This is a genomic window from uncultured Flavobacterium sp. (assembly GCF_963975005.1).
In the GTDB taxonomy this organism is placed as follows: domain Bacteria; phylum Bacteroidota; class Bacteroidia; order Flavobacteriales; family Flavobacteriaceae; genus Flavobacterium.
On record NZ_CAXBFR010000128.1, the window covers coordinates 1 to 8091 of the forward strand.

An 8091-nucleotide genomic window follows, 5' to 3' on the forward strand; every position below is an offset into this window, starting at 1 on the left:
ACATGAATTTTGCTACCGTCATCAATGTTATGAAACAACAAAACAAGTGGTTGAGTTTTTAGGAATTGAAGAAGGAAAATACAGTCAAACCTTTCAATCTCGTTTAGCAGGTGACAAATGGTTAACTCCTTATACTGATGTTGAAGTTAATAAAATGCCAGAAAAAGGAATTAAAAAATTAGCCGTTGTAACACCAGCTTTCGTTTCCGATTGTTTAGAAACTTTAGAGGAAATTGCTATGGAAGCTAATCATGAATTTAAGGAACATGGAGGAGAAGAATTTCTTGCAATTCCATGTTTAAATGATGATGATAATTGGGCTAAAACATTAAGCCGTTGGATTGATCAATGGGCTTTTCAAAACCAAGAGCAAACCGTATAATGGCACTTTCTTCAACCGAATTAGGCACATTAAGTATAAAACAATTACTGATTAAACAATCGGTTCCTGCTTCGATAGGTATATTATTTATGTCTGTCAATATTCTTATTGATACCATTTTTGTTGGACAATGGATTGGATCTCTAGCTATTGCAGCAGTTTCAGTCGTTTTACCTATAACATTTCTAATTTCTTCTTTAGGAATGGCATTAGGAATTGGAGGAAGTTCTATAATTTCAAGAGCATTAGGTGCTGATAATCATGAAAAAGCTTTAAAAACTTTTGGAAATCAAATCTTGATGACGCTTAGTTTAGCCGTAACAGCTGTTATAATAGGCTCCTTTTTTTCTGAAGAAGTATTACTGCTTTTTGGAGCTAATGGCGACATAATGAAACCAGCTAAAGAGTTTTTTATGCCTGTTTTATATGGTGTTCCTTTTTTAGCTCTTTGTATGATGGGTAACACAGTTATCAGAGCAGAAGGGAAACCTAAATTTGCTATGATTGCGATGATAATTCCAGCATTTAGTAATATTATTTTAGACATTGTTTTTATAAAATTTTTAGGTTGGGGGATGTTTGGAGCTGCTTTGGCAACCTCTATTTCTTATTTTATGTGCTTTGGTTTTATTTTATGGTTCTTTATTTTTAAAAGTGAGTTGCGTTTACACCTTAAACATTATGCCTTAGATTTTAAAATAGTTTCAGAAATTAGTTCACTTGGTTTTGTAACTTTTGCACGACAAGGAGTTGTGGCTATTTTATCTATAATTTTAAATCATACATTGTTTATTTATGGCGGAGAGCATTCTGTAGCGGTTTATGGAATAATAAGTCGAATGTTAATGTTTGCTTTATTTCCAATATTAGGCGTTACACAAGGGTTTTTACCCATTGCAGGTTATAATTATGGTGCAAAAAATTATGTAAGAGTTAGTGAAACTATTTCAACTTCCATTAAATGGGCAGCTGGTTTAGCAACATTGATTTTTATAGCAATTTTAGTATTTGCTGAACCAATTGTTGCTGTTTTTTCAACTGATATTGATATAATTAAAGAAACACCAAATGCCTTGCGATTAGTATTTGCTGCTTCACCAATTATTGCAATTCAATTAATAGGAGCAGCTTATTTTCAAGCAGCAGGAAAAGCTATTCCTGCACTTTTACTTACATTAACTAAGCAAGGATTTTTCTTAATTCCTTTAATCTTAATTTTACCAAATTATTATGGTATTTTTGGGGTATGGATTTCATTTCCAATTGCTGATGTTTTATCAACTTTAGTGACAGGTTTCTTTTTAAAAAAAGAAATGAATCGCAAATTAACACACGCACAAGATGGAATATAATTACATAAAAGCATTACATCTAATATTTGTAATTACATGGTTTGCTGGCCTCTTTTATATCGTTCGCTTATTTGTATATCATGCGGAAGCGAAACAAAAACCGCAACCCGAACAAGATATTTTAATCAAACAATATCAACTAATGCAATATAGACTTTGGTATATAATTACTTGGCCAAGTGCTGTTTTAGCTAGTTTGTTTGCATTTTATTTATTGTATTTAAATCCAGAATGGTTGTCTCAACCTTGGATGCATGTAAAATTGGCATTCGTTTTGCTATTGTATATTTATCACGCAAAGTGTCATCAAATATTCAAGCAATTACAGAAAAATGAAGTAAAGCACACCTCCACTTTTTTCAGAATTTGGAATGAAGGAGCTACAATAATTTTATTTGCAATTGTATTTTTAGTAATTTTAAAAAGTGCTATTAATTGGATTTTTGGAGTAATCGGAATTTTTGTATTTTCAATCTTAATTATGTTAGGCTTTCGATTTTACAAAAGAATTAGAGAAAAAAAATAAGAAGCTAATCCAGCTATACATTGCAAGTTTTTTGCAAAAAATGTGTTTTTATATATCATAAAAAGAGCTTCTTAGGTCGCTTTTTTATAATAACAAAAACTACATTTTTTCACAAAAAAGCTTTCCATTGCTATCTGGGCTAAAACAAAAAATGGATAGAATTTTCAATATAAAACACCTTTCATTACGCTTAAGAATATTTCTTTCCATGATATTCTTAACGTTAATTGCATCTATATTAATCGCAGCAGTTTCTATCTATCAATGTAAAACAGAAGCACGAGCATACCATCAAGACCGATTAGAACGAAAAGAAAATGCAATTGTCGAACATATTAATTATGTCCTTCAAAATACAACTTATCCTTTATCTACAAAAAATATTTCGTTAATTTTTAAAGAAAAAATATATGAAATATCAGACGTTCATAGCATGGAACTAAATTTTTATGATTTAAAAGGAAGTTTGTTGTTGTCATCAAAAGCTATTTTTAAGCAAGATAAAGAAGCTCCAAAAATTAATTCATCTACTCTTAAAATACTTGAATCTACTATTGACAAGCGTTATGTAGAATTCAATACAGTTGATAGTTTAAAGATGCGCTTTTCTTATACTTATATAAAAGACAATAAGTTTAAACCTTTGGCGATTTTAAATTTGCCTTATGAAGAAGATACTAATTTTTATGAAAGCGAGTTAAAAAATTTTTTAATCCGTTTTGGACAAGTCTATGCATTTATGTTTTTAATTGCCATTGCATTGTCTTATTTCTTATCGAGTTATATTACAAAATCATTAAAAATCATTAGTGATAAAATTCAAGAAACAGAATTTAATCAACAAAATCAACGTATCGTTTTAGAAGAAGGAAGTCACGAAATCAATTCACTTGTTCAAGCCTATAATAGCATGGTTGATAAACTGGAGGAAAGTGCTACAAAATTAGCTCAGAGCGAACGTGAACAAGCTTGGCGTGAAATGGCAAAACAGGTAGCTCACGAAATCAAAAACCCTTTGACACCAATGCGATTAACGGTCCAAAGTTTTCAGATGCGTTTTAATGAAAATGATCCTGAAGTAAGACAAAAATTAAATGATTATTCTAAAACGTTGATTCAACAAATCGACACAATGAGTTCAGTTGCCAATGCCTTTTCGAATTTTGCCACCATGCCTGCCCAACAAAATGAAACATTAAATGTGGTAAAAATTGTTCAACTTGCTTTAGATATTTTTAATGAAGACTTTGTACAATTTTCAAATTTAGAAGATGAAATCATTACCCGTTTAGATAGAACACAATTAATTAGAGTGATAACTAATTTAGTTAAAAACGCTATTCAATCCATTCCTGAAGAACAAGAAAATAAACAGATTGAAGTAGATGTGTTTCGCGAAGAAGGATATGTAATTATCACAGTAAAAGACAACGGAAAAGGAATTTCTGAAGAAAATAAAGCTAGAATCTTTGAGCCAAAATTTACCACCAAATCTAGTGGAATGGGATTAGGTTTAGCCATAATTAAAAACATAATAGAAAATTACAATGGAACCATTACCTTTGAGAGTAAAGAAAATATCGGAACCGAATTTTTTGTTTCATTTCCTATTACAACATAAACAACAATAAATTAAATCATTCAAAATGGAAAATATTTTAATAGAAAAGCAAGACAACATAGCTATTGTAACGATCAATAGACCCGAAAAATTAAATGCTTTAAACAAGGCAACTATTCAGGAATTACATGACGGTTTTAAATCGTTAAATGAAGATAAAGAAGTAAAAGTTATTATCGTAACTGGAAGTGGTGAAAAAGCATTTGTTGCTGGAGCAGATATTTCAGAATTCGCTAATTTTTCTATCGAAAATGGCGGATTATTAGCCGCAAAAGGACAAGAAATATTGTTTGACTATGTCCAAAACCTTTCAACTCCAGTAATTGCTGCAGTTAATGGTTTTGCACTTGGTGGTGGATTAGAATTAGCAATGGCATGTCATTTTAGAGTAGCTTCAGATAATGCAAAAATGGGATTACCGGAAGTAACTTTGGGTGTAATTCCAGGTTATGGAGGGACACAACGCTTACCTCAATTAGTTGGAAAAGGAAGAGCTATGGAAATGATTATGTCCGCAGCTATGATTGATGCAGACACTGCTAAAAATTATGGTTTAGTGAATCATGTTGTACCACAAACTGAATTAATAGAATTCACAAAAGGAATTGCATTCAAAATCGCTAGAAATTCTTCAGTTGCTATTGCTAAAGCCATTGAGTCTATTAATGCAAATTATAAAGATGGTGTTGATGGTTTTGAAGTAGAAATTAAAAACTTTGGAGCTAGTTTTGGAACAGAAGATTTTAAAGAAGGAACAACAGCGTTTTTAGAAAAAAGAAAAGCAGTTTTTCCTGGTAAATAATAAAAAAATATGAAATAAAAAAAGGAGCTTAATTGCTCCTTTTTTTATTTCTCTCCATCCCATTCCACATAAAATTGGGATAAGAATTTTTCCATGAAAGCATGCCTTTCTTGAGCTATTTTTTTACCAGAATCCGTATTCATTTTATCTTTTAAAAGCAATAGTTTTTCGTAAAAATGGTTTAAAGTTGGCGCTTCACTATTTTTATATTCTTCTTTACTCATGTTGAGTTTTGGAGCAATATTTGGGTTGTAAATTGGACGATTTTTAAAACCGCCATAATTAAAAGCACGAGCAATTCCAATTGCTCCTAAAGCATCTAATCGATCAGCATCTTGCACAATCTCTAATTCTTTTGAACGAAATGTTTTATCAAAATTCCCGCCTTTAAACGAAATGTTTTCAATAATATTTTGAACATGAATAATGACTTCCTCATCAACATTCTCTTTTTCCAGAAAACCTCTTGTTACTTTTGGACCAACGGTTTCATCACCATTATGAAATTTACTATCAGCAATATCATGTAATAAAGCTCCAAGTTTTACAATTTCTAAATTACATGCTTCGTCTTCGGCAATTAATAGCGCATTTTTAAAAACCCTTTCAATATGAAACCAATCATGACCTCCTTCAGCATTTTGAAGTTGTTCTTTAACAAAAAGTATTGTTTTATCTATTACTGACAACTGATTTTTATTTTTTAGAATTTAGAATTGTGTCTACTTCCAAATATTTATAAGAAGACATTGTACTTAATGCAAATGCGGCAGCAGCAGCACTTAAAACAGAATAATCAAATGCACCTTTAATTCCGCTTGAAAACATCATTGATAAAGCAAAGATTAATAACAAAAACCCACTAAGCTTAGCAAAAAGCTCAGTTTTAAAACCAATTAGTAAACATATAGCAAATACGACTTCAGCTATTGTTGCTGTTAGTCCAACCATTGGGATTAAATTAGCTGAAAACCATGGATTAATGGCTTGGGTGTAGGTCAAAAAATTTTTCCAATTTCCCCAAACAGAAACATTTTCATGCCAATAACCTAGCCTATCTGCAACTGCTGAAAGAAAACTTGAAGCAATGGCAAATCTTAAAAATAGCTTTATAATTTTCATTAAAAAGTTATTTTATCAAAGCTGGTTGAACCCATTTAAAAATATGTCCCTCTTCTGGAATAACTATTCTTTCAGAAACTCTTGCCATACGTGCTGGAAGTTTCATTAAAAAATCTCTGGCTTTTTCAGCTTCATCAGTTAGTCCACCGATTTTATCAATTTCCCATTTTTCAATTAACTTTTGCATAATTTCAACATAATCAGCTGCCGTATAAACTCCAATTCTTTGAGCAGAATCAGAAAATTGTTCAAAAGCAGAACTTATTTTTTGTCCACTTTCTCTCAAAAAACCTGCAGGCATAATAATTTTATGTTTCATCATATATTGGAAAGCCAACATCATTTCACTTGGGTCTACTTTAAAAATTTGTGTTACAAATTCGCTATAAGCATGATGGTGACGCATTTCGTCTCCAGCAATTAAACGACACATTTTAGAAAGCTTGTTATCACCATATTTTTTAGCCATTTGAGCAACTCTATTATGAGAAACATAAGTAGCCAATTCTTGAAAACTAGTATAGACAAAGTTTTTGTATGGATCTCTTCCAGTTCCAATATCAAATCCGTCGTTTATTAAATGTTGGGTAGTCATTTCAACTTCTCGCATATTTACCCTTCCAGATAAATACAAATATTTGTTTAAAACATCACCATGACGGTTTTCTTCACCTGTCCATTGTCGAATCCATTTACTCCATCCGTTTCGTTCAACATTATCTATACCTTCAACATCCATTAACCAAGATTCGTAAGTAGGCAAAGCTTCTTCAGTAATTGTATCACCAACAAGTGTTACCCAAAAATCATATGGTAAGTCTTTAGCAATTTCTCTTAATTCTTTAACTTCTTCATAAAAATTTTCATTTTGAGAATCAGGTAATAAATCAGTAGGTTGCCATATTTTTTCAACCGGGATTAAATATTCATCCACAAAGCTATCAATCTTTTTTTCTAAAAATTGCATAACTTCTAATCTTACATTTTGTATTGACATATCTTATATTTTAATAGATTGAACTATTTTTTTTTCTGTTTTTTCTGAAATTTCTTCAAATGAATAATCCGAAATTTTTAAAGGCTGATGTATCTTAAAATTTATTCTATTACCCAAGCCTAAAGGAAATTGCCCAAATTTAGTCATTTTCCACGAATTATTTATTGTAATTGGCACAAAGTAAGCGTCTGGAGCAAATTTGTATAACATTTTTAAACCATTGACAGAAAAAGGCTTCGGAATTCCGGTTTTACTTCTAGTTCCTTCTGGAAAAATCACCACAGAATAATTGTTTTTATTGATGAATTCTGCGCAATTTTTTATTTCAGTTAAGGCTTGTTTTGGGTCTTTTCTGTCAATAAGAGCAGAACCTCCTTTTCTTAAATTATAAGAAACACTTGGAATACCTTTTCCTAATTCTTTTTTACTAATAAATTTAGGATGAAACGCTCTAAGAAACCAAAGAATTGTTGTTATATCATGCAAGCTTTGGTGATTAGCTACAAAAACTATAGGTACGTTTTTAGGAATATTTTCTTTACCTATAATTGTATATGTCGTTCCTAAAAGATGAGTTGTTCTTATTAAAAATAAATTCATAATTGCAACACTCCCTCTATGTGCATTATAACCAAATACGTTATAACAAAACCACTGTATTGGATGAAAAACAATCAACCATAACAAGAATAATACATAATATAATATAGAAAGTGGGTATGAAATTAACTTTTCCATCAAAAAACAATTTTCACAAATGTACTATTATAAAATAAAAAAACCATCAAATAAATGATGGTTTGGTTAGTATATCTATTTAAAAATTAATTTATTATTGTGCAAACTCCACTTATGCAATCGATAGTGTTTGGTGGACCAACAAGCATACAATCTGAAACCGCATTTGTTTGAATATTATAATTAGCATCCATTTCATAATATTCATTTACCATTGCTTCTAATGTAATTTGATCTACAGTGTTTGGATAAGCTAAATATTCTCTTGGGCCGCCACAAGGCTTAGCACCTAAAGCAATAGAAAGACAACCGCTAGATTCAGTACATGAAAAAGTTGAAATGTATTCTACTATTTCCTGCTTGTTTATTGATAACATTTCAGGTGTAATGGGTGTGTTAGAATTTACTTCATCATCACATTGAAAACTTTGTAAAAGTAACGAAAACAAAAAAACACGAACTATATATTTCATAAGGTTAGTTTTTATATAGATTCAAAATTAAGAAAAAGGTTGCGTAAAAAAAATCCCTGACTAAAATATAGAAAGGGA

Annotated in this window: 10 protein-coding genes; 5 read left to right on the forward strand and 5 right to left on the reverse strand. The window is 30.7% G+C overall.

The annotated features are described in order from the left end of the window. The 5 genes from AACZ53_RS12555 to AACZ53_RS12575 form a co-directional block, all read left to right on the forward strand. On the forward strand, window positions 1–382 hold a 382-nt coding region (locus tag AACZ53_RS12555; protein ID WP_339839030.1), incomplete at its 5' end, for a ferrochelatase. Beyond that, window positions 382–1734 (forward strand): MATE family efflux transporter, encoded by a 1353-nt coding sequence (locus AACZ53_RS12560; RefSeq protein ID WP_339839032.1) that lies wholly within the window; start codon window positions 382–384, stop codon window positions 1732–1734. The genes AACZ53_RS12555 and AACZ53_RS12560, both read left to right, overlap by 1 nt. Further along, window positions 1724–2260 carry a CopD family protein gene (locus tag AACZ53_RS12565; RefSeq protein ID WP_339839034.1) on the forward strand — a complete coding sequence of 179 codons (537 nt, stop codon included), beginning with the start codon at window positions 1724–1726 and terminating at the stop codon, window positions 2258–2260. Before AACZ53_RS12560 ends, AACZ53_RS12565 begins: the two co-directional genes overlap by 11 nt. A gap of 151 nt (window positions 2261–2411) precedes the next feature. Next, complete coding sequence (locus tag AACZ53_RS12570) at window positions 2412–3881, forward strand: ATP-binding protein (protein ID WP_339839037.1); 1470 nt, start codon at window positions 2412–2414, stop codon at window positions 3879–3881. 25 nt (window positions 3882–3906) lie between these two features. Beyond that, window positions 3907–4683, forward strand: coding sequence for an enoyl-CoA hydratase-related protein (locus AACZ53_RS12575; RefSeq protein WP_339839040.1), 777 nt, complete (start codon window positions 3907–3909; stop codon window positions 4681–4683). 44 nt (window positions 4684–4727) lie between these two features. Here the strand turns inward: AACZ53_RS12575 and AACZ53_RS12580 are convergent, their stop codons facing one another. The 5 genes from AACZ53_RS12580 to AACZ53_RS12600 form a co-directional block, all read right to left on the reverse strand. Then, entirely contained in the window at window positions 4728–5372 is a 645-nt protein-coding gene (locus AACZ53_RS12580; RefSeq protein WP_339839043.1) for an HD domain-containing protein, read from the reverse strand. A 7-nt stretch (window positions 5373–5379) separates the two neighbouring features. Further along, window positions 5380–5805, reverse strand: a complete 426-nt coding sequence (locus AACZ53_RS12585) for a DoxX family protein (RefSeq protein WP_339839045.1) — start codon at window positions 5803–5805, stop codon at window positions 5380–5382. Between the two features lie 7 nt (window positions 5806–5812). After that, the gene (locus tag AACZ53_RS12590) at window positions 5813–6802 is read right to left on the reverse strand and encodes an acyl-ACP desaturase (protein WP_339839047.1); all 990 of its coding nucleotides are present in this window, start codon (window positions 6800–6802) and stop codon (window positions 5813–5815) included. Window positions 6803–6805: 3 nt separating this feature from the next. After that, entirely contained in the window at window positions 6806–7540 is a 735-nt protein-coding gene (locus AACZ53_RS12595; protein WP_339839050.1) for a lysophospholipid acyltransferase family protein, read from the reverse strand. Between the two features lie 86 nt (window positions 7541–7626). Next, a complete protein-coding gene (locus AACZ53_RS12600; protein ID WP_339839051.1) occupies window positions 7627–8013 on the reverse strand; it encodes a hypothetical protein in 387 nt (128 codons plus the stop codon). Window positions 8014–8091 lie beyond the last annotated feature (78 nt).

Excerpts from the sequence above, each read along its gene's own strand:
- AACZ53_RS12560 (WP_339839032.1), top strand. The coding sequence starts at position 382 with ATGGCACTTTCTTCAACCGAATTAGGCACATTAAGTATAAAACAATTA.
- AACZ53_RS12585 (WP_339839045.1), bottom strand. The coding sequence starts at position 5,805 with ATGAAAATTATAAAGCTATTTTTAAGATTTGCCATTGCTTCAAGTTTT.
- AACZ53_RS12570 (WP_339839037.1), top strand. The coding sequence starts at position 2,412 with ATGGATAGAATTTTCAATATAAAACACCTTTCATTACGCTTAAGAATA.
- AACZ53_RS12600 (WP_339839051.1), bottom strand. The coding sequence starts at position 8,013 with ATGAAATATATAGTTCGTGTTTTTTTGTTTTCGTTACTTTTACAAAGT.
- AACZ53_RS12575 (WP_339839040.1), top strand. The coding sequence starts at position 3,907 with ATGGAAAATATTTTAATAGAAAAGCAAGACAACATAGCTATTGTAACG.
- AACZ53_RS12590 (WP_339839047.1), bottom strand. The coding sequence starts at position 6,802 with ATGTCAATACAAAATGTAAGATTAGAAGTTATGCAATTTTTAGAAAAA.
- AACZ53_RS12565 (WP_339839034.1), top strand. The coding sequence starts at position 1,724 with ATGGAATATAATTACATAAAAGCATTACATCTAATATTTGTAATTACA.
- AACZ53_RS12595 (WP_339839050.1), bottom strand. The coding sequence starts at position 7,540 with ATGGAAAAGTTAATTTCATACCCACTTTCTATATTATATTATGTATTA.